At 43.9% G+C, this 22,825-nt stretch carries 13 protein-coding genes and 2 tRNA genes; 11 read left to right on the forward strand and 4 right to left on the reverse strand.

Translation table 11 applies throughout. The features are described 5' to 3' along the window. Positions 1-345: 345 nt before the first annotated feature. From DN068_RS13035 to DN068_RS13055, 5 genes are all read left to right on the forward strand, one after another. The gene (locus DN068_RS13035) at positions 346-2,367 is read left to right on the forward strand and encodes a T9SS type A sorting domain-containing protein (RefSeq protein ID WP_110999374.1); all 2,022 of its coding nucleotides are present in this window, start codon (positions 346-348) and stop codon (positions 2,365-2,367) included. Between the two features lie 221 nt (positions 2,368-2,588). Continuing rightward, complete coding sequence (gldF, locus tag DN068_RS13040) at positions 2,589-3,338, forward strand: gliding motility-associated ABC transporter permease subunit GldF (RefSeq protein ID WP_110999375.1); 750 nt, start codon at positions 2,589-2,591, stop codon at positions 3,336-3,338. A 72-nt stretch (positions 3,339-3,410) separates the two neighbouring features. Then, positions 3,411-5,141: a gliding motility-associated ABC transporter substrate-binding protein GldG gene (gene gldG, locus DN068_RS13045; protein ID WP_110999376.1), complete on the forward strand. Its 1,731-nt coding sequence runs from the start codon at positions 3,411-3,413 to the stop codon at positions 5,139-5,141. An 18-nt stretch (positions 5,142-5,159) separates the two neighbouring features. After that, on the forward strand, positions 5,160-6,242 hold the full coding sequence (locus DN068_RS13050) for a DUF4340 domain-containing protein (RefSeq protein ID WP_110999377.1): 1,083 nt from the start codon (positions 5,160-5,162) through the stop codon (positions 6,240-6,242). A gap of 273 nt (positions 6,243-6,515) precedes the next feature. Then, positions 6,516-9,020, forward strand: coding sequence for a bifunctional UDP-N-acetylmuramoyl-tripeptide:D-alanyl-D-alanine ligase/alanine racemase (locus tag DN068_RS13055; RefSeq protein WP_110999378.1), 2,505 nt, complete (start codon positions 6,516-6,518; stop codon positions 9,018-9,020). Between the two features lie 116 nt (positions 9,021-9,136). Here the strand turns inward: DN068_RS13055 and DN068_RS13060 are convergent, their stop codons facing one another. Next, entirely contained in the window at positions 9,137-12,493 is a 3,357-nt protein-coding gene (locus DN068_RS13060) for a GEVED domain-containing protein (RefSeq protein WP_110999379.1), read from the reverse strand. A gap of 370 nt (positions 12,494-12,863) precedes the next feature. On the opposite strand from DN068_RS13060, the gene secDF reads away from it, so the two are divergent. From secDF to DN068_RS13075, 3 genes are all read left to right on the forward strand, one after another. Next, positions 12,864-15,986, forward strand: coding sequence for a protein translocase subunit SecDF (gene secDF / locus DN068_RS13065; protein ID WP_110999380.1), 3,123 nt, complete (start codon positions 12,864-12,866; stop codon positions 15,984-15,986). Positions 15,987-16,307: 321 nt separating this feature from the next. Continuing rightward, on the forward strand, positions 16,308-17,051 hold the full coding sequence (locus DN068_RS13070; protein WP_110999381.1) for an MlaE family ABC transporter permease: 744 nt from the start codon (positions 16,308-16,310) through the stop codon (positions 17,049-17,051). Positions 17,052-17,366: 315 nt separating this feature from the next. Then, positions 17,367-18,986 (forward strand): T9SS type A sorting domain-containing protein, encoded by a 1,620-nt coding sequence (locus DN068_RS13075; RefSeq protein ID WP_110999382.1) that lies wholly within the window; start codon positions 17,367-17,369, stop codon positions 18,984-18,986. A gap of 252 nt (positions 18,987-19,238) precedes the next feature. Here the strand turns inward: DN068_RS13075 and DN068_RS13080 are convergent, their stop codons facing one another. After that, positions 19,239-20,357: a mechanosensitive ion channel family protein gene (locus DN068_RS13080; protein ID WP_110999383.1), complete on the reverse strand. Its 1,119-nt coding sequence runs from the start codon at positions 20,355-20,357 to the stop codon at positions 19,239-19,241. Positions 20,358-20,398: 41 nt separating this feature from the next. Beyond that, complete coding sequence (locus DN068_RS13085; protein WP_110999384.1) at positions 20,399-21,220, reverse strand: 2,3,4,5-tetrahydropyridine-2,6-dicarboxylate N-succinyltransferase; 822 nt, start codon at positions 21,218-21,220, stop codon at positions 20,399-20,401. A gap of 273 nt (positions 21,221-21,493) precedes the next feature. On the opposite strand from DN068_RS13085, the gene DN068_RS13090 reads away from it, so the two are divergent. The 3 genes from DN068_RS13090 (at position 21,494) to DN068_RS13100 (ending at position 22,202) form a co-directional block, all read left to right on the forward strand. Continuing rightward, a tRNA-Val gene (locus tag DN068_RS13090) sits at positions 21,494-21,568 on the forward strand. A gap of 26 nt (positions 21,569-21,594) precedes the next feature. Beyond that, positions 21,595-21,669, forward strand: a tRNA-Val gene (locus tag DN068_RS13095). Positions 21,670-21,797: 128 nt separating this feature from the next. Continuing rightward, complete coding sequence (locus tag DN068_RS13100) at positions 21,798-22,202, forward strand: DUF3052 family protein (protein WP_110999385.1); 405 nt, start codon at positions 21,798-21,800, stop codon at positions 22,200-22,202. A 116-nt stretch (positions 22,203-22,318) separates the two neighbouring features. On the opposite strand, the gene DN068_RS13105 is transcribed toward DN068_RS13100, so the two are convergent. Continuing rightward, positions 22,319-22,825: a hypothetical protein gene (locus DN068_RS13105; RefSeq protein ID WP_110999386.1), complete on the reverse strand. Its 507-nt coding sequence runs from the start codon at positions 22,823-22,825 to the stop codon at positions 22,319-22,321.

Here is a 22,825-nt window from a genome sequence, read left to right on the forward strand (position 1 = left end):
ATGTTTTTAAAAAGATAATTTTACATTTAGCTGATACCATAGGAAAGCTGCAAATAATATCTGTTTTCACTTTCCGACCTAAACCAAATCATACCGCATGAAACCATATCCAACCTCGTACGCACCGGCGTCGTTTGAAGGGGTGAGTCTTACACTTCGTGGCTCGCCAGTCAATCTTTCTCTTTTTTCAATTATTCCCAAAACCAGACAATTGTTCCGGGGCTGTTCGATATAATGGTCGCAACCTAAAGCAATCGTATCAGTTCGTACGAACGGGTCGCATCTCTATGCATTTTATCAACCTAAAATATTTTTTCCCCTTTTAAACACTAAACCAAAAACAACATGAAAAAAAATTACCACAAGAACGCAGGTGCGTTCCGGAGAAAGGCATGCCCGAAAAGTTTCCGTCAGTTGCTTGTCGGTTCAGTGCTTGCTGCATCTGCGTTTATGCCATCTTTGTCTCATGCGCAGACCAATGAGGTGTCTTATCTCCATTGGATTAATGATACCAAAAATTACTCAATGACACCGGCTACGCTCGGCGGTGTTGATGAATACCTCATGGCGGGTACCATTTTTGACAATTCAGGATCTGGCGCTTACAATCAGCAACTGCACTACCAGCGGGTAGATAATGGAGGGAATGTCATTTTCAGTTATTCATATGATGATTACAACCACCTCTATGACGAGCGGGTAGTGGGCAATGACTTGATTGACGATAATACGAGTGTGATTACCGCAATGCGCCGCGATCCTACCGGCCAAACAGATTGCAATATTGAAGTGCTGAGAGTGGATCATGGAGGTAAACTCATCAGCGGGAAGGTGATTCAAAGCATTATGCCTCCAGGTGATTATAACAATATGGTTCCTATGGGAACGTTGATCGTTGACAACCAGCTTTATATTTGTGGATATGTGGCGCCGAATGTAAACATGGGCATGTTTGCAGGACCCCGCAAAGCATTTGTGATCGATTATGATCTGGCCACTGATGCAGTAGTGAACGGCCATACCTGGGATTATACTTTTAGCGGAGGAACCACCTCCATATGGGATTACGATATGGCCATGCGTATGACGCTTACCAGCAATGGCTATATCTATGTAACCGGCGGTTGTAATGTGGTGCACCCGGACCCAGGTACCGGCGGCGATCAGTTCGTTGGCGGCGTAATGTCTATGATTATTGATCCGGGATCTCTCGCAGATATCGCGAATCAACCCTATTGTAGTCAGAACGTACAGAACGCGACTGAGAATGCGGAAAACGGTTTCGATCTTTTTGAAGATGGCGGCTTTTTTTATGTATTCAGCAATGGGTATGAAACGCGCGATAGCTTCTTCTATGGCACCAATCCGGGTTACAATCCAATTCCGAAACAATGGGGCGTTACCTGTCTCGATCCTAATTCATTGATGCCGGCATCCGGACAAGCATTTTATCGTGATCAGAGCATCAATAATGCATGGGGCGTCAATCTGGTAAGAGGTAATAATAGTGGTACCGTTATTTTAAGCGGCTATCAGAATAACCGTACCAGTAATAGTTATCCACTCACCGATGATAATAACATCAATCCGTTTCTTGCAGAGTTGGCTCCAGTCAATTTAGGCTCCTCTACCGTTATGAATTATTATTCCTGGAACACTTATCTCTCTCATGTAGGAACCGGAACTTATGGCACACAGCATGATTATAGTTACAGAGGATATAACTACTCCAATATTGCATGGGGGCCTCGTACTACGATCAGAAATGCTTCTGTGACTTCGGATATTATGATGACAGCTCCGGTGTTTAATTGGGGATTAGTTCCGCCGGGAATCGATTTGCTGGCAACAAAATTTGTCCGTACTTATTTTGATGGTACGACGACGTGTTCTTTTGATCCTGGTGCTACCAATGGTTCTTCGGAACCGGCAGATATTACCGGAACGCCTACTTCACAGCCAATCATAAGTGGTAATGTTTATTACGCGCAGGCCTTTGGTGAAAAATGGATACAGGACGATTTCCGTCCGGACAGAATACTTGACTGTAACAATGATGGTTTTTACCGCAAGGCAAATATGACAACGGTTCAAAATGCAAATGTCGAAGCTAAAGTTGCCGTAACGCTTTATCCAAACCCGGCAATTGATTATGTACAGGTAAAACTGGATGGTATTGCGGATGACGCGGCTATTTTGGTAGAAATGACCAGTATTACCGGCCAGAAAGTAGCGACACTTTACAAAGGAATCGTCGGAAATATGAACAGCAAGTTGAAACTACCTGAATTGGCTTCCGGAAGTTATATGGTAACTGTTTTCAATGGAAGCAAACGCCTGAGTGTGCAGCCATTGACTGTACGCTAGGGAAATGGATCTGATATGCATTTAATAATGCATGAGTATTTTTTAGAAGCGGGGTAAGCGAAAGGCTTATCCCGCTTTCTTTTTAGTCGTTTGAGGGAGATATTCGCAAAACGGATATGTATTTATAATCAGCTGAAGGTCATTTAACATTTCCCGGCAAGCGCAAAGCTGCCTTTATTTACTATTTTTGCCCACTTTCGGAAAGCGACAGTTACATAAACATGCGCAGTATATTTACTAAAGAAATCAATTCATTTTTCAGTTCCATAGTCGGCTATGTAGCCATTATGGTATTTCTGATCGCCTGTGGTTTGTTCATATGGATCATGCCAGACAGCAGTATCCTTTCTGACGATTACGGGTATGCCTCACTGGAGCGTTATTTTGATATGGCGCCATGGTTTCTGATGCTGCTGATTCCCGCGGTGACGATGCGTTCGTTTGCAGATGAATTTCGCGGTGGTACCATCGAGTGGCTTTCTACTAAGCCGCTATCTGAAATGGACATCATTGTCGGTAAATATCTCGCGTCGGTTGCGCTCATCATATTCGCCATTTTGCCAACACTGATATATATATATACCGTGAGCAGCCTTTCTGCAATTCCTGATAGTCTGGATAGCGGCGGCATTGTAGGTTCTTATATCGGTTTGCTTTTTCTGGCTGCCAGCTTTGCGGCGATCGGAGTATTTTGTTCTTCTGTGACCAACAATCAGGTAGTGAGCTTCCTTATTTCGCTTTTTGCTTGTTATCTGTTGTACAGCGGGTTTGAGTCGTTGAGTAAATTGTCTTCTCTGGTAGGTGGCGTAGATTATTACCTGAGCATGATCGGAATGTCTTTCCATTATAATTCCATCAGCCGCGGTGTGATTGATACAAGAGATGTCATCTATTTCCTTTCAGTAATTGCGCTGTTCATTTCGCTGACCAGACTTTCGCTGAACCGTCGCACATGGGATACTGCACAGTAATAAAGCGCACAACGGAAAATATTGATTTTTTAAAATACAGAATCTTTTAGCCGGAAACGGTCAATATAAAATATGGCAACAACCGCCTCATCAAAAAGAAAAAAGCAACAACGGCAGGCCACTGTCCGTATCGCCATAATGCTTGCCATTCTGGTGTGCGTAAATATGCTGGCTGCGCGTTTTCACTACGGTTTTGATCTGACGAAGGAAAAACGTTTTACACTTTCTGAGCCAACAAAAGATATGCTGCGCGAAATGAAAGGTACCGCCGTGGTGACGGTATATCTTCAGGGTAAATTTCCCGCCGGTTTTCAGCGTTTGCAGGAAGCTACAAGAGAACGTCTGACGTCTTTTAAAGAATATGCAGGAAATCACGTTGTGTATCGTTTCATAGATCCGTTTGAAGGAAAATCGGAAAATGAAAAAGCGGCGCTGTATAAACAGTTCGGCGATAAAGGCATTGAGCCGGTAAATCTTTCTATTAAGAGCTCCAGCGATTATACACAACAGATCATCATCCCATATGCGGTTGTTTCTTACAACGGTCGTGAATTGCCGGTAAAATTGCTGGAAACCCACCTGGGTCTGTCTGACAAGGAACAGCTGAATAACTCAGAGTCGCTGCTGGAATACAAACTGGCAGATGCTATTCACAAACTGATGTCTCCGGACAAAGCAGAGATCGCTTATGTAATGGGTAATGGTGAAGTGCTTGGTGAGCGTACTTATGACGCATTGACCACTTTGCAGAAACTTTATCGTGTAGATACTATTGATCTGAAGAGCGGTGCGGCTATCCCTACGGTTTATAAAACAATTATCATCAATCGTCCTACGGTTCCTTTTGACGATAAAGATAAATTTAAGCTCGACCAGTATATTATGTACGGCGGTCACGTGCTTTGGCTGATCGATCCGCTGAATGCGCCGGTAGACAGTCTGCGCAATTCACAGCAGTTCATTACTTCAGAATACAATCTTAATCTCGATGACCAATTGTTTAAATACGGTGTGCGTATTAACAATGATCTGATCGAAGATCTGCAGTGTAATAAAATTCCGGTCATCCAGGAAGGTAGCACGGCAGACCAGCCACAATACGATTTCAACAACTGGTATTATCTGCCGGTGTTTACGCCGTCTTCACATCATCCGATAGTAAACAATATGGATGCGATCATGGGCTTCTTTGTGAGCAGCATGGATACAATCGCCAATCCGGAAGTGAAGAAAACAATATTGCTGGAGTCTTCCAACTACAGCCGTGTCACGCCATCTCCAGTGCGTGTATCGCTTGCGATGACCAAGTTTGCGCCGCGTCCGGAATTGTTTAATAAACCGTTCCAACCGGTAGCGGTATTGCTGGAAGGTAAATTCCAGTCAGTGTTTCAAAATCGTCTGGCACCATCTTTCCTGAAAGTATTGAGTGACTCGCTGAAACAACCGTTCAAGGCTCAGTCCGATACCACGGGGAGCATGATCGTTATTTCTGACGGTGATATGTTGCTCAATGAATTTTCGCAGAACCAGGGTATGCTGGAAATGGGTTACTGGCGTTTCCCGCCAACCCGTTATGCAAACAAAGCATTTTTCCTGAACTGTATCGAATATCTGACTGATCATTCCGGCTTGCTGGAAGCACGTTCCAAAGATCTGCGCCTTCGTCTGCTGGATGCTGGCCGCGTTGGTAAAGAACGTACCCTTTGGCAGTTTGTAAACATCGGTATTCCTATCATCCTTGTATTGATTTTTGCTGCTTGTTACCTGTTCTTCAGAAAACGCAGGTACGAGAAGATTAAGTAAACTTTTTAAGAAGAAGAGATGCGTAAAACGATTTTATACCTGCTCGTTCTCGCCGTATTGGGCGTTGGGGTTTGGTATGTGCTTTTCAGGAATAGTGACAATAATATTTTTGGCGCTTCAGAAGCAGGCTTTACCATTCCGGATACGGGAAGCATTGGTAAAATATACATGGCGCGCACTGATGGTACGGGTGTTACTATTGAACGTGAAGGCAACGGCTGGAAGGTGAATAAACAATATGATGTTTTGAAGTCTTCCCTGAAAAGTCTGATGAGTGCTATGGCAAAACAAGTGGCTGATTATCCGGTTCCGGAATCAGAGCACAACATGGTGATTAAAAGCATTGCCGGTAATGGCGTGAAAGTAGAAGTCTACAACCGGGAAGGAAAGAAAATGCGTGTGTATTATGTCGGTGATGAAGTGCATAATTTTATGGGTACTTACATGCTGATGGAAGGTGCTAAACGTCCGTATGTAGTAAATATTCCGGGTTTTGATGGTTATCTGACGCCGCGGTATACTACCAATATCAAAGACTGGCAGGATCGTAACGTGTTTGATTTTTCTGCTGATCAGATCAGAAGTGTGACTATAAAATATGATGAGTCTCCGCTGAACAACTTCGTTATTTCTCAGGATGATAAAGGAAAGGTTTCCGTAAAATTGGATAGTAATCTGACTAATTTGAAGGAACTGAATGAGGAACGGGCCACTAAATACCTGACTTTCTTCCAGAATGTAAACTGTGTGGGTTATGTAAATGGCGCAATCGGTATGGATTCTATTATCCGTTCGGTGCCGAGACGCTGTACTGTTGATGTACTGGCGAAAGACGGTACCTTGAAACATATTGATGTATACTGGCATATTCTTGACCGCCGTAGTAAAAACACGCTGACGCCGATGAAGAATTACCGTAATGAATTTGACTCTGATCGTTTTTATGCAATCATGAATAACGGAAAGGACACCGCGGTGATTCAGCGTTTTATTTTCGATAAGATCTTCCGTAATGGTTATGAGTTCTACGAAAAAAATCTGGAGCCACAACCGGAAGAACATCTGGAAGGTGAGATCCAGAAGAAAATTCAAATGAAATAATTTAGAAAGTCAAAAGTCAAAGGTTTGCCTGATTGACAATATGGAGTTAAGCAAGGGTGCTGGAACGGCACTCTTGCTTTTTTATTCGTTTTGGCTGAAATTGACCGGCTAGTTATTCAGTTTGTCGATTTACTGTAGTTGATTATCAATAACAATACTTCGGCAATCAATATACAGTTGCATGGCCTGTTTTCAGTTAGCTTTAGTTTTTGACTTTTTAATTTAAACCCTAACTTGCTTATTATTCAGTTTTAAGTCTTAGCCGCAAAACATATGCTCGCCGCCCAACAAATCTGTGCCTGGAGTCAGGGAACATGGATGGCTTTTCATGCCGATATCGTAATAGAAGAACTCATTATAGACAGCCGGAAGATCAATGAGCCGGAGACTGCTTTATTTATTGCACTTAAAGCGCCGCGTCGCGATGGGCACAGCTTTATTGCCAGTGCTTATGATAAAGGTGTGCGCAATTTTTTAGTGCAGGAAGAAATCAATACTTCTGATTATCCCGGCGCTAATTTCATTCTTGTAAAGGATACGCTCAAGGCGTTGCAGCTGTTTGTAGCGCAATACCGCAAACAATTCAGCATTCCGGTAATCGGTATAACCGGCAGTAACGGAAAAACCGTAGTGAAAGAATGGTTGTTTCAGCTGTTGAGCAATAGTTTCAGCATTGCGCGCAGTCCTAAGAGTTATAATTCACAGATTGGCGTACCGCTTTCGGTGTGGCTGCTAGAGCCCGAAAACGAATTGGGCATTTTTGAAGCCGGGATTTCCCAACCCGGTGAAATGGAAAATCTGGAGCGCATCATCAAACCAGACATTGGCATCTTTACCAACATTGGTGAGGCGCACAGTGAAGGGTTTATGAATTTGCGTCAAAAGATCAACGAAAAACTGATTCTTTTCCGGAACGCCAAACAACTTATTTATTGCAGCGATCATCCTGAGTTAAATGAGGCAATGGCGCAATACATTCACCAGATAAAAGGAAATGGCAGCGAACCGGATCTTCAGTTATTTACCTGGTCGCAAAAGCACGAAGCAGATCTGCGTATTACGCGACTGGAGCAGATTGATAGCAAAACAAAAATAGAAGGACAATATCAGGGTGTCGATCTTGCGATCACAATTCCGTTTACAGACCCTGCGTCGGTAGAAAATGCGATTCACTGCTGGTGCACGTTGTTATTGCTGAAAGTGCCGCAGCAGGAAATCGAAAAGCAAATGGAGCAGCTGCACACTGTGGCGATGCGCCTGGAGCTGCGTCATGGCATTAATGACAGCACGCTTATCAACGATACGTACAATTCAGATCTTACCTCTCTGTACATTGCGCTTGATTATCTTGAACAGCAAAAACAACACAATCACCGCACGGTGATCCTGTCAGACATGCTGCAGATTGGCAAGCCCGATATGTTGCTCTATGAAGAGGTTGCAGAAGCCATAGCACGCAGAAATATTCAGCGTTTTATTGGTATCGGACCGGCTTTGTATAAAAGCAAATCATTGTTCAGAGCGCATAAAAAGCTGCGTAGCATTTTCTTCAAATCGACAGAAGAGTTTATTAAAAAACTGCACCTGGTCGATTTCGATAAGGATGCCATTTTGTTGAAAGGTGCACGTAGTTTCCGATTTGAAAAGGTATCCATTCTGCTGGAGCAGGAAGTGCATCAGACCGTACTTTCCATTGACCTCTCTGCCATGATGAATAACCTGAATGTTTTTCGCACGCGAGTTGCGCCGGGCGTAAAGGTGATGGCGATGGTAAAAGCATTTTCTTACGGAAGTGGTAGTTACGAAGTCGCTTATGCGTTGCAATACGCAGGAGTGGATTATCTCACCGTTGCTTATACCGATGAAGGTATTGCGTTGCGCAAGGCGGGTATCAGCTTGCCGATTATGGTGATGAGTCCGGATTCCGGTTCTTTCGACCGGATGATTGCCTGGAAACTGGAACCTGAAATTTTTAACCTCCGTTCACTGGAATTATTTACCCGTATGGCGCAAACGATGCAGGTAAAGGAATATCCGATCCATATCAAACTAGATACTGGCATGCATCGCCTCGGATTTATGGTACATGAATTACCAGATCTATTTACAGAGCTGGCGCAAAATGAACATGTAAAAGTGGCAAGTGTATTCAGTCATCTGGCGGGCAGCGAAGATGCGGGACTGGATGAATTCACGCGTCAGCAGGCCGCAGCATTTCGCTCTATGAGTGATTCGCTGACGCTGCAACTTGGCTACAAGCCTTATTTGCATTTGTGTAACTCGGCAGGTATAGCCCGTCATCCGGAACTGCATTTTGATATGGTTCGCCTTGGTCTGGGATTGTATGGTGTAGACGGCAGTGGTGTATTGCATGATGAACTGATACAGGTGGGTACGTTAAAAACGACGATTGCACAGATTAAAGAGCTTGATCCTGGAGAAACAGTTGGTTATAACCGTCGTGGTAAAGTAGATCATCCGATGCGGATCGCTACCATTTCTATTGGCTATGCAGACGGTTATCCACGAGCTTTGGGGAACGGGACTGCGCACGTATTGATTCACGATAAACCTGCAAAACTTGTAGGCGTTGTGTGCATGGATATGTGTATGGTAGATGTTACCGGTATCCCAGAAGCAAAAGAAGGCGATGAGGTAATTGTATTTGGTAGAGAACTACCGCTCACACAACTTTCACAATGGGCTGATACCATTCCGTATGAGATGATGACGGGTATTTCGCAAAGGGTGAAAAGGGTGTATGTGAATGAGGGATAAATTCAAATTCAAAAACAAAATGTCATTTGTTCCCGCGGATATGTTTTGATTTTTGACCTAAATAAAAAAGCGGCGGCCTACAATTTGTAGGCCGCCGCTTTTTATCATTTGAAAGATTACTTAGTAAGTGTCACACGTGCAGTGCCGGTATTGCCACTTGCATCGCGCAGTACTACAAAATAAGTACCGCTTGCAAAATGCGACAGATCGAGCACTTTACGGTTGGTGTTGCTGATATCTTCATGCAGCAGACCCTGGCCAACGCTGTTGTATACATCTACTTTCATGCTGACAGATTTGCCATTCCAATCCAGTGTCAGTAAACCGTTTGTTGGGTTAGGGAAGATGCTCAGTTCACTCATGTTGTATGTATTTACGTTCAGGAGTGTAATGTTCAGGATATTCGAAGAACCAGAGCTACAAGCACCGTTGGTAGCTACGCAGTAGTATTGGCCTGCTTCAGTTGGAGCATACGTTGGATTTGTTGCGCCAGCGATCAAGCCGTTAGGACCATACCATTGTACAGAAGCGCTTGTGTTAGCAACCAGCAAAGTTCCGATCAGAGAAATAACAGGAGCGCCCGGCGTTGGAAGACGAACGATTGCGATCTGTGCAGAGTTAACCGTGTCCTGTGTACGACAACCAGTAGCTGTAGCAATTACACGTACAGTAAGAATATCGCCGTCAGCCAGTGAATTACTGCTGTAAGTATTGCCGTTAGCAACAGGATTGCCGTTTACAAACCATGTGTAATCAGGATTTGCACCCATGTTTACCGCAGTTGCAGTATAAGCAAGTACTGAGTCCGCACAGCCTGGGTTGTTGCCCGCAGTCAATGCAGTCGTTACAGAAGTTGTATCCAGTTGGTCGATTTCGATAGACAGTGTGTTTGATGTTACAACAGGATTCGCTACACAGCTATTGCTTGAAGTCAGCACGCAAGTAACAACATCGCCGGTAGCGAGGGTTATACTTGTAAAAGTTATAGCGTTTGTGCCGGTAGAAACACCGTTGATTTTCCAGTCGTATGTTGGCGTTGTGCCTGGATTGACAGCAGTTGCAGTGAACGTGATCGTTTTACCTGCGCATGAAGGATTAGTACCAGCTGTCTGCGCAATATTTACTGTAGCCGTCAGTGGTGTAAATGTAACCGTAACCGGGCTGGATGTTACAGGACCAGAAGTTACACAGTGACTGCTCGATGTCATTTGTACTGTAACAACGTCGCCATTATTTAACGCAGTAGAAGCATAGGTTGTATTTGTAGCTCCCGGAATAGCGGAACCATTCAGCATCCATTGGTAAGTAGGAGCTGCGCCACCATTTGTTGGTGCAGCTGTAAAAGTGATCAACAGACCCGGGCAGCCAGGGTTACCAGTTGCAGTGTTTGCTACAGATGCAATCAGTATGTTGGTATGAGCAACTGTAATTACGTTTGAAGTTGCAGGACCATTGGTAACACATGAAGAAGAAGACGTCATGATTACTTTAACCAGGTCGCCGGCATTCAGTCCGCTTGGTGCTGTATAAGTAGCATTCGTAGCACCTGCAACAGCGATATTGTTTACATACCACTGGTAAGCAGGAGTAGCGCCGCCATTTACTGGCACAGCTGTAAAGCTCATCGGATCAGATGTACAGGCAGGATTCGTTGGCGTAGTGATAGAAACAGATGCAGACAGGTTATTTACGCGTGAAACGACAAATGGCGCAGAGAATACGCTGTCAGTTCCGCCGCAGGTAGCAGCGGTAGTGTAAAACATTTCTACTGTTACAATGCTGTTGTTCGTCAGCGTACTGTTGGTATACGTAGAACCGGTTGCACCGGCAACCAAAGTATTATTTACATACCATTGATAAGTAGGACTTACAGCATATTGATCAGGAGTAGCAGTAAATGTTACTGCGCTGGTCACGCATGAAGGATTGGCACTCGCTGTAACTGTTACAGTAGAGGTGCTGTGTGCTGGTCTGATGTACACTGTGTAATCTTCCGCCTGTCCATATGCCAATTGCGTACAAGGGCCAGGGGTAGTGCCAAGATCAGAAACGACGCGCATGCGGAGTGGCGTACATGTAGGCGCACTTGCAGGAACTGTAAATGAAGCTGTATGCGTTTTAGCATTGCTGCTGGTCAGAATCATTTCATTACTTGTGAATTGACCATCGTTATTGTAATCGATATAAGCTACACAGTTTTCATTGTTGTATTGATTCGTCTGAACAGTGATCGTGTAGTTTACGCCTACCATCAGGTTAGCGCGTTGCGAGCAAGTTCTGTCATAAAAAACTTTATAGCCATCAGTAGTATAACCACCAGAATTAGCCTGAAGGTCACTTACTTTCACACTGCGAGGACCGATGTCATATTGGTTGCCCGAGTTGGTGATTGTTGGTGTACACTGTGCTGCAATTACGCTTGTTGCTGCCGGAGGTGTAGCGCCCAGTGAGCTCAGCAGGCCAGAACGCAGTGATGTCAGATTGAAAATTACTTTGGTACGCTGACCAGCAGTAAAACGATTCTGACAGTTAGAATAGTTCATGAAATTTCTCTGTGTGTTCTGCCATGCAGCATTCGTACATGGGTTGATACCATTCGGACAAGTGCCTGGAGAATACTCCATCATTGGTTCTGTATCACACACCTGGTCGCCGTCTGTATTACAGTTGTTATTTGCCGGGCAACTAGAGGTAGTGCCACCCTGGAAGGTGTGGTAAAGACCCATTGCGTGACCGATTTCGTGCGGCAGTGTAATATCGCCTGCGTTGGATTGAGTAGCCAGCATGATGGTACCATCATATACCGGTGCAGCACCTGCGAAATAAGCAAAGCCCGCGGTGAATACCTGACCCGGAGTGGTACCGTCTTCACCGTCAATTTTATTTACGATCCAGATATTATAGTAGTCGTAAGTAGGCCAGCGATCATAATTTTTCAGCGTAGTATCATCCAGTCCGCCAACGTTACCATTTATATTGCCGTTAACGCCGGAATTAATGTATTGTTGATTAGTTACCGTATAGCGGTCAATACCACTGGTGCTGCCGCAGTTTGGATCGCGTTGTGCCAGTTTAAAGCGCAGTGGAATGTAAGCGCCGCCATTCGTAGAATCCGGATAGCCTGACCATGTGGCCGCGTATGATTTGTTCAGATAATCGATCATACTGATGATCTGAGCATCTGTTGGGTTGTATATTGATCCAATAGCGCCACCGGTATTCATTACGTGTACTACTACAGGAATTTCATAAACCGTTCCGCCCGCTGTATTGAGTATCAGTGCATTTGGGTTTGACAGCGACTGCATATGCTGCGCCCATTGCATTGCATTCTGCTGGATGGACTGATTGTAGGCAGGGTTGGTGGTCATCATATGCTGATGGATGGCATCAAAACCGCACACAGCCTGCGCCTTCGCTGATAAGACGGCACTACAACAGGCTAGGAAGAGTAGCGTAATTTTACGTATCATGTGTGTATTAAATTTATGTAAACCCAGATACAGGGTTCAGTGTCGTAAAAATAAAAGATTCGGGAGATAAATACTAATACATTGGAATATTTGACAAATGAAGCGACAAACGACCTAAGAATGCCTGTCTACACTCAGAAGTGATAGTTGGTCGCGCAATAAATATATAGGTTGTTCCAGCCGCAGAAAAAACGTTTTTCGAAGGTAGAATTTATGCATTGTTTTTGAGTATATATTAATCTTCCACGAAGTCAATAATATTTTTTTCTGAAACTATTTCAATCTTCTTTGCTAAAACTTCCTTTTTTTATATTAAATCCTATCTTTGCCCACTCTATTTAAAAAATTATTGTTATAATCTACAGCACCTATGCAATTAAAAGGGTTGGTTAAGTTTTTTACCGCAGCGCTCATCCTTATCTCGCTGTATCAGCTGTCGTTCACGTTCGTCGTGCGTAGCGTAGAGGGCAAGGCCCGCGCGCAGGCAAGCCGTGAAGCAAAGGCCCAGAATCCGGCCGTGGCAGGTGATGATTTGGCGAAACTGGTGGACGCACGCTACGAGGCTATCACGGACAGTTTACAAGGAGAAACAGTATTTAACGTACTCGTTAAAAAGTACACTTATCAGGAAGCAAAAGAACAAGAACTGAATCTTGGTCTTGACCTGCAGGGCGGTATGAACGTTACGCTCGAAGTTAGCCTGGATGAGCTCGTACGCTCTATGTCAAACAATCCGAAAGATGAAACGCTGAACAAGGCTATCGCTGATGCTAACAAGCTGAAAGCTAACAGCCAGGCAGATTTCGTAACGCTTTTCGGTCAGGCTTTCAAACAAGATAATCCAAATGCAAAACTGGCTTATCTGTTTACCAAACCTTCTGAAAAAGAAATTACGCTGAACTCGACTAACGATCAGGTTCTGGCTAAAATTCATAAAGAAGCAGCTGACGCGGTTAAACGTACGTACAATGTATTGCTGACCCGTATCGATAAATTCGGTGTGGCACAGCCAAACGTAAACCTGGATGAAAGTAAAGCGATCATCACAGTAGAACTGGCTGGTGTACGTAATCCTGAACGTGTTCGCGAATACCTTCAGTCTACTGCCAAACTGCAATTCTTCGAAACTTATACTAACCAACAGATCTATGGTGGCCTGATCTCTGCAAACACTGCACTGGCTGCTTACCTGTCTGGCGAAAAAGTAGATACTACTGCTACTGCAAAAGATACTACAAAAACTGCCGGAGTAACTGCCGCAGATACTACTAAAAACATCGCGAAAGCTGCTGATACAGGTAGTCTTGGTTCTTTGCTGGCTAACAACAAACCTGCTGCTAACGCAACTGGTAAAACGGCTGATTCTGCTGCTAATTCAAGAGACGAAGCAATCCGTAAAAATCCGTTGTTGTCTGTAATGATCATCCCTAATGATCTTCAGACAAACGAAGTGCCTACGGTTTGTTACGTAATGAAAAAGGATACTGCACGCCTGAATCATTATCTGCAACTCGATGTTGTAAAAAATAAATTCCCGAACAACGTACGTTTCGTATACGGTGCTGAAAACAAAGATGCCCGTCGCGATCCGAACGCTCCACTGCAAGTATATGCGATCCGCACTGTACCAGGTTCTGCTGATGCAAAACTGGAAGGTGATCACGTGACTGACGCTCGTATGGACTACAACCAGCTGACTGGACAACCAGAGGTTTCTATGGAAATGGATCCTACAGGTTCTCACATCTGGCGCAAAATGACTGCTGACAACAAAGGCAAGTATGTAGCGGTAGTTCTGGATGATCGTGTTTATTCTTCTCCGATTGTAAATGATGAGATCTCCGGTGGTCGTACTTCTATCAGCGGTCACTTCTCTCCACAGGAAGCAACTGACCTTGCAAACATCCTGAAGTCTGGTAAACTCCCTGCTCCTGCACGTATTGTTCAGGAACAAGTAGTAGGTCCAACACTCGGTGCTGAAAATATCCAGTCAGGTGTCATGTCACTCGCTGTATCGTTTATCATCATCTTCGTTCTGATGCTGGTTTACTATAACACAGGTGGTATCGTAGCAAACATCGCCCTGATTCTGAACTTGCTGTTCACGATCGGTATCCTGTCTGCGCTGCACGCAACACTGACAATGCCTGGTATCGCTGGTCTCGTACTGACAATCGGTATGGCCGTGGATACGAACGTAATCATATTTGAGCGTATCAAAGAAGAGCTTGCCGCAGGGCGTTCTTATAAAGATGCCGTGACAGAAGGTTACAAACGCTCTTATGCTCCGGTACTCGATGGTCACATTACACAGTTGCTGACTGCCGTGATCCTGTTTACTTTCGGTCTTGGTCCGGTACTCGGTTTCGCTACTACACAGATCATCGGTTTGCTGTTGTCTCTGTTCTGTGGTATCCTGGTATCTCGTCTGGTAACTGATATTTATACTAAACGTGAACGTCACTTCAACTACTTCACAGTTCTGTCTAAATCGATCTTCCGCAAAGCACACTTCAAATTCATCGAAGTTCGTAAGTACGCTTATATCATCTCTGCGGTAGTAGTACTCCTCGGTATTGGTTCTTATTTCCACGGTTTCGACTATGGTGTTGAATTCTCCGGTGGTCGTAGCTATACTATCAAGTTTGATCAGAAACACACTGTTACAGAAGTAAAAGACAAACTGAAATCTCACCTCGGTGATGAATTCCCTGTAGTAAAAACTATTGGTACAGATAACCACATGAACATTACTACTGGTTACCGTATCAAAGAAACGGGCATCAAAATTGACCAGGAAGTAAGCCAGAAAGTATATGAAGGTCTGAAAGCAGAAAATCTGATTCCTGCAGGTACAACTTTCGATCAGTATTCTACTAAATATCTGCAGCGTTCTGAAACCGTATTGCCAACGATCTCTGATGATCTGAAAGCAGGTGCGATAAAAGCAACAATCATTTCCCTGATCGCGATCTTCGTTTACATCCTCCTGCGTTTCCGCAGATGGCAGTATTCACTTGGTACGATCTTCTCATTGTTGCACGACGTTTGCGTAACATTGGCTGTGTTCTCGTTCTTCCGCGGTGTAGTACCTTTCGCACTCGAAATCGATCAGCACTTTATCGCTGCGATCCTGACGGTGATTGGTTTCTCGATGAACGATACGGTAATCGTATTTGACCGTGTACGTGAATACTTCCGTAAGTCACCGAACGAAGACAAGAAAAGCGTTATCAACCGTGCGATCAACGATACACTGAGCCGTACGATCATGACGTCTCTGACTGTGTTCCTGACGATCCTGATCCTCTTCATCTTTGGTGGTGAAGCGACTCGTGGTTTCTCTTTCGCAATGTTGATCGGTGTGGTTACCGGTACTTACTCTTCAATCTTCGTAGCTGCTCCGGTGTTGGTTGACATGGACAAAGGCGACAAACTGAAAGAAGAAGTAGATCGCGAAGCACATATTGAAGAGTTGAAAAAACTCGCTTAATTAAGACGCAATCTTTTTTAAATAGCAATCCCGCCACGTTTGTGGCGGGATTTTTTTGTGATGGTCTGTTGTGAGTGAAACCTGAAACGTCAAATGTCAAACCAGGGATTGTGGTAAATAATGTCACCCTCTGAGCAAAGTCGAAGGGCCATAGCACAATGCTTCGACTTCACTTAGCATGACAAGGCGCACCGGCACGAGCGCTAGTGCAGTTCCCGCAATAGGCATGCTTTCTGCCTTTGACTTTGGGCTTTCAGCTTTAAGCCTTATGCTTTCAGCTTTTAGTTTTAAATTTGAGCAACGACTCTATAGCTACGAGATATGATCAAGAAATTTTTAGACCATCTGGGGCGCTTTACGCTGATGCTGAAAGAAACCATCAACAAGCCCGAAAATGGAAAGGTTTACTGGATAGAATTTATGGAGCAATGTAACGATATTGGTATCCGTTCGTTGCCAATTGTTCTGATCATCTCTGTCTTTCTCGGAATGGTACTGACTGTGCAGACGGCTTATCAGCTGGTAAGTCCGCTGGTTCCAAAGCCGGTAATCGCTGGTATCGTTCGTGACTCTGCGATTCTTGAATTGTCACCGACGGTAATTTGTGTGGTGCTGGCCGGTGTGGTGGGATCTAAAATTGCGTCTGAGTTGGGGAATATGCGTGTAAGCGAACAGATCGATGCTTTAGAAATTATGGGTATCAATACCCGCACTTATCTGGTGTTGCCGAAAATTCTGGCGGCCATTATTATGGTTCCTTGTCTGATCATTATTTCCATTGCTGTAACCATCTGGGGTGGCTATATCGCCGGTATGTTCTCCAGCATCCTGAGCCGCGACCAGTTTGAACAAGGACTTGTTTCGGGATTCTTGCCATACAACTTGTTTTTTGCCATGGCAAAGGCGTTTGTATTCGCCTTTATCATTTCCAGTGTACCCGCTTATTATGGTTATTATGTGCAAGGCGGCGCTCTCGAAATCGGCCGTGCTTCTACAACCTCGGTGGTAGTAAGCTGTATTCTTATTCTGTTTGCAGATTATGGATTGACGGTGCTGCTGCTGTAAACGCTCGATGCATGAATGAATCGTCTTAAAAAAAGCAACAAGTTTTACTTGTTGCTTTTTTTATTACTCAGCGTGCCAGCCAGGTGCTTCAAACGTCGAATCCCTATTCTGGCGAATCCTGTTTAGAACGTTGAATATTTTTCAACTTTTTTGTAATCCTCATTCCTCCCTTGCCAGCTGATTTTTCATCGAATCACGCTGTGCTTATTTTCTTTCGCATGTTTAATGATCTGTTTTTCAGCCGGATATTTATTTACATTCGCCTGAGGTGCTTTGTCGCTAATGCATTGTCAGCGGGACGAAATTAAATGAGAAATGAGAAAAAGCTTTATTGTAAAAAAGTTGCTGGTTTTTAAAGCAGATGTAAAGGGACAGATGCGAAGCAATCTGCTGCTTTTATTTTTATTTGTTATTCTGCCGGTAATCGCGGCAGCTCAAAGGGAATCTTTTCCTGGTTATTTTAAATTCTATGATCCGGCGAATTCGGGCGTACCAACAGGATCCGACACAGCCAGTAAAGCCACCATTTTTCATGTTAGAAACATCGGACAGAATCAACTAAGTACCGGTACGATGTTTCTGATAAATACTTTTCGTGATGATGATACGATATGTGCGTGCCTGACCGGACACCAGATTTCTTCTTTTTTTCCCAGTGGCAATGTTGCACTCGGGCCATTTAGCGGGATGCATGCACTGCTGATGAATTATCTTGGCAAAGACTCCCTGGCAAGCATTGGCGGTATTAATTATACGCTTGCGCGACCGATACCCGGTTTTTCCAAAAGTTACATCACAGGCGGAGAATTGGTGGCTTACCGTTACGACCCAAACGACCTGCTGAAAATACAGCCCGATATTGCATTGATTTTACTTGACAAACGACAATTAACGGAATCTTCTTACGCGACATTAGGGTATGGCTTTGAAGATAATAACTGGACGACAGACAACTACTATTCGCTTAATCACCCATACACACAACCACAACGTATTCAGGACAACTATTCTGTTAACGTATTCGGATTGGGAGCTTCGGTTATAGAGGCAACGACAGCGTCTCCTTTTGGCGCGGGTGAAGGAAGCTCAGGTGGGCCAATTATCAAGCGGCCTCTTGCTCCTTCAAATGCTGGATATGTACGCGGGGTGTTAGTGTCAATACGACAACCTATCAGTCTATTCGACCAAATTACATTTCAAACGCTTAGTTATTCCAATAATGTCGTGTTTACCAAAATGAATGTTATTGAACAAGAAATAAAACGCCACTGTTGGAAAAATAGAGACAGCAATGAAATTATCAGCAATGGTCTGTATCGTAAATCTGTATTGGTTGATAATAAGACTAGTATTGAGCCTTACAGCCTGAAGCGAACGATAAGCAGTGTTTCGGATATCACCGGTGCAGCAGAAACCGGTCCTGCTAAAAAGAGCATAAAAACCTCTTATCTAAAAGGAGATCAATGCACGATAAGCGGGTTTACTTTGCCGGTAGTATATCCTGGCGGGACGGATTTCTGGCAAGTTGCTATCGTTGGAAAAGAAATTATAATAGGCGATGGTTTCAGCTATAATGCTTCAGGTTCATCAGAATTGAACATCGGTGCCATAGTGATTAATGGAGGTGCTGAGAGTAGCTTTTACAGGAAAGTGGATAGTAGTAGTGCCGCGTTACCGAATACAATCAATACTGAAGAAGGCCTGGACTTTAAAGTCTACCCTAATCCTAGTCCTGATGGTCGTTTTAATATTACGTTTCCAGAGCAGGGACAATATTGGGTAGTTGTTTACACTATCGAGGGAAAGGAGATTTACGCTGCAAGTTCTTCGGTCAATTCATTGCAACTTCCTTCAGTTGCACGTGGTACTTATGTTCTGAACATTTACCGGTTAGAAGATGGGAAGCCTATGTTTAAAAAACTGATTGTTTATTAAAGCGCTTTCTATGCTTCCGCGAGTATTGCGCAGGACCCCCATGTCTATTAGTTTTTGCCCAGATTGAATCGGGCGTTCTGAGCTTTCATAATTATCTGGAGACGTAGCATGGTCTGCACAGAATATTAAAATGAGCTGCTTAATTTGGTACTGTCGTTGCAATGTGCGACGCAACGAAGCTAAACCGGAGAGACTCTGCCGGTGACAAAAAGAAATGAAAAAAAATAGGAACGTTGCCCGCTGTCAATTGAATCAGGCTTTGCTGGATGGTTTCGGCCCCGTATATCGATCTACAATGTCGAAAAGCTGCAGATTGATTTCTTGCTTCACCGTATTGAGTGTGGTGCCGGTGAGTGGATAGGGAAGATGGTATATGACCATCACCTGAAAGGAATTTTCACCAAATGTTTCCACATTTACCTCTACAGGATCCAGAACCTGCGCGGTTTTCGTGACCATTTCTTTTAGCTCACTGATCATTTTAGACAAGTCACCCGGAGCTAAGCGATAGCGCACTGCAATAGGTACGCGTACGCGACGCATATTGCGCTGTGTTTGGTTTTCGAGCGTTTGTGAAACCAGATTTTTGTTGGGAATTACAAATACAGAACCATCTGCATGTCGCAAACGTGTACTACGGAAACCAATACTTTCAATCACACCTTCCAGTTCGCCCATTTTTATAGAGTCGCCTGTTTGAAAAGGTTTGTCTGAAAGCAACGTAAAAGCGGCGAAGAAGTTTTCTACACTTTCTTTCGCAGCGAGTGCGATGGCCACACCACCAATACCGAGACCCGTAATCAGCGCGGGAATATTGACATGAAAAACGCTGCCCAGTATCCAGAAGAAACTCATGGTCCAGGCAAACATTTTCGTTACTTCCCTCATGAGTGGCAACAGCTGCTGGCGCTCGCGATTGTGTTCCGTTTGTGCTTTTTCCAACGAAAGCTGAAAGAAGAAATCAAGCAGACGTACAATAAACTGCGTAACGAACAGGATCGTAAAAAACAGGAAAACATGATCCGCTACATCGCTCAGTGTGATTTCCAGTTTACTGTCGTCTTTATAACGATGTAAAACCAGATGATTCAGTAAAATGCCCATCTGGCTGATTGCTACATAAAACAAAATTGTTTGCAGCAATGCCCCCAGTGGTTTGCGGATGGTTTCTTCCAGTTCACGATTACGGCGCTGAGTATTAAACCGGGCTGTAAGCTTAGAAGTAATAAAAGTAAGTGCTTTGGTGAGGGGCTTTTTTAGTAAAAATGCAGCCAGTATAATACCAGCACACCAGAGGAGATTTGCGATGCGCTCTCCTCCGATGCGATTATCAATAAAATGCCAATCGATAGCCAGTAATATAGTATTCATGAGTTGGCTCAGTTAATGCAAGCAAGTTCGGCCTTTAAATTTTATACAGATACGTTGAAATCTCTCAGCGCATCATTAAGGCTTGTTTTCAGATCGGTAGAAGCCTTACGCTGACCAATGATCAGTGCACAACCTACCTGGTATTCGCCCGCAGGGAATTTCTTGGTGTAGCTTCCCGGAATTACCACGCTGCGTGCAGGGATGCGACCTTTGTACTCTACAGGTTCGCTGCCGCTCACGTCAATGATTTTTGTGCTGGCAGTGAGCACTACGTTTGCACCCAATACTGCTTCTTTCTCTACGATCACGCCTTCAACTACGATACAACGGGAACCAATAAAGCAACCGTCTTCGATGATTACCGGACCAGCTTGCAACGGCTCCAGTACACCACCGATACCAACACCGCCACTCAGGTGTACATGTTTGCCGATTTGTGCGCAAGAACCAACGGTAGCCCATGTATCAACCATTGTTCCTTCATCTACATAAGCACCAATGTTTACGTAAGAAGGCATCAATACTACATTACGACCAATGAATGCGCCGTAACGAGCTACTGCAGATGGCACCGCACGTACGCCGAGATCGGCATAGTTGCTTTTCAGGAGCATCTTGTCATAAAACTCCATCGGGCCTGCCTGCCATGTCTGCATCGTCTGGATACCGAAATACATCAGGATCGCTTTTTTCACAGTTTCCTGCACCTGCCAGTTGCCGTCTTCACCTTTTACAGCTACACGCAGGCGACCTTTGTCTACTTCTTCAATCACGTGACGAACGTTGTCTTCGTGATCAAGTTCTTTCAATAATTCTCTGTTTGCGAACGCAGCCTCGATCATCTCTTGCCAATTCTCTTGCATAGTATTGTTTTTACAGCGCGAAAATAATAATAGTAAAGGAGCCAGCTCAAAATTTGTTCGTCAATTGCTTTCGTATTTCGTCCAATCTGATTGCAAATTTTCTTGCGATTTCCCTTGGCTACCGTGATTCGTACAATTAGCTGACGCTGATAAACTTTATATTAGTGAATATTTTTTTTGAAGACTTTCTGAAAAAGGTTTGGAGAAATGAGAACCGTGCGTATCTTTGCAATCCCAAAACAACGGAGGTTGCTCGGGAAAAGGTCTTAAAAAGGAAGCATAGCTCAGCTGGTTCAGAGCATCTGCCTTACAAGCAGAGGGTCCGCGGTTCGAATCCGTGTGCTTCCACTTATTTTTTTAGTTCTTGTTATTGAGGAAGCATAGCTCAGCTGGTTCAGAGCATCTGCCTTACAAGCAGAGGGTCCGCGGTTCGAATCCGTGTGCTTCCACACAAAGCCGATAAGATTATTCTTATCGGCTTTTTTATTTTACCCATCCCTGAAGAGAGTCTCGCAGAGAATACTCCTTAGGCTGTCTAAAAGTTTTAACTTTAATCAGATCAAATTTTCTCCGGGGAATGGCGGGTTATTCTTCAAATTCACTTTCAAAAAAACTTGGACTTAAGGCAGGCCTCGAAGTTTGTATTATGCACGCGCCGGAAGATTATGCAGTGCTCACAGCCGATATCTATGATCAATTGATTTTTAAAAAAGAGGGTAGTAAAGAACTCGATTTTATTCACCTGTTTACGAACTCATTCGCTGAGTTGAAAAAGCAATTGCCGAAGTTAAAAACGCAGATTAAGAAGAACGGAATGATCTGGATATCCTGGTACAAAAAAAGTGCTGGGAAGCCTACAGAGCTTACAGAAAACATGATTCGTGATACTGCGCTGGCTATAGGTTTGGTAGATGTGAAAGTTTGTGCTGTTGATGAAGATTGGTCGGGATTGAAGCTGGTGTTTAGGATTGTGGATCGTTAGAAATTCAAAATTCAAAAGTCAAAACTGGCGCGAGAGTTAGCGTAGCGCTCTCGTGTCGAAACTTATATGCAGTCTCTGACTGCAGCACGAGCGTGATGCCAGCACCCGTGTGTATTCTATGGAAACAGATTAATGTTGTCTACGACAAACTTATGAAGCACTTCAATAAGTTTCGGTCTTAAAGCATAAAAACGATTTTCATAAAATTTGAATTCAGGTGTGCTGGATCTTGCTTTTCTTTCCTGAAATAATCGCTCTTGTTCTTTATCCTGTTCCTGATTAATTTCTGCAGCAGCGTTTAATATTGTAGCCATTTCTGGAATCATCAGATGTTTGTCGATTTGCTCTATGACGATGCTGAAATGATGTCCAATGGCGTAATACAGATTTTCTCCCGCTTCAAAGTCAAGCCAACCCGTTATTGCGACGACACATTTTTGTGCCGGATTTAATTGCTCTAAACCTCTGAAATAAATAAAGAAATGCTTCGGTAGATTTTCAATCGTTTCAATGGTATAGGCGATCTTTTGTAAGGCTTCTTCTTTATTGTGTTGGTATTTTTTTAGGATTCGTTCGGTGATCGTAAAGTGTTCTTCGTTGATAGCGAGCAACGCTCGATCCAT

The sequence above is a fragment of the Taibaiella soli genome, assembly GCF_003236175.1.
Lineage (GTDB): Bacteria > Bacteroidota > Bacteroidia > Chitinophagales > Chitinophagaceae > QKTW01.